This is a genomic window from Bacillus cereus group sp. MYBK5-2, from assembly GCF_051915685.1.
Taxonomy (GTDB): domain Bacteria; phylum Bacillota; class Bacilli; order Bacillales; family Bacillaceae_G; genus Bacillus_A; species Bacillus_A cereus.
In genome coordinates this window covers 1-522 of sequence record NZ_JBQAFE010000041.1, presented here as the reverse complement: position 1 = coordinate 522, position 522 = coordinate 1, and the positions used below count along the sequence as shown (strand labels likewise).

Genomic DNA, 522 nt, shown 5'->3' with positions numbered 1-522 from the left:
GAAGATCTTCAGGAAATGGAAGAATCATCACGTGAAGATTGGATAAAGAGGTATACCGCTGAAGATAAAGAAAGAGGGTTTAATCTTGCTGAAGATGTATTAATGCGTATGACAATTTTACGTACTAATGAGCAAACATACCATGTTATCTGGAGTTTCCACCATATCTTAATGGATGGTTGGTGTATTCCACTAGTGACACATGAAATCTTTGAAACTTACTATGCAATTCAGGAACAAAGAGAGCCTAAGTTATCCATAGTAACGCCATATGGTAATTATATCGAATGGTTAGAGGCACAAGATTACGAGGAATCGTCTAAATATTGGAATGATTATTTAGATGGATATGAAGGGCAAACAGTATTACCAAAAGAAAACTTGAAAAATGAAGATGAAGGTTATGTTTTAGACGAGCTACTTTGTGAATTTGATAGAGAATTAACGAAGAAAATGAAACAGGCGGCTAGTGATAATCAAGTTACAATCAATAGTTTAATTCAGACAGCGTGGGGAGTGCTA

General features: G+C 35.2%; 1 protein-coding gene. It reads left to right on the top strand.

Annotation, left to right across the window (positions count from 1 at the left end; genetic code table 11):
- Window positions 1–15 precede the first annotated feature (15 nt).
- The coding region (locus tag ACTFP3_RS30125) for a condensation domain-containing protein (RefSeq protein ID WP_440012097.1) at window positions 16–522 on the top strand (507 nt) is incomplete at its 3' end.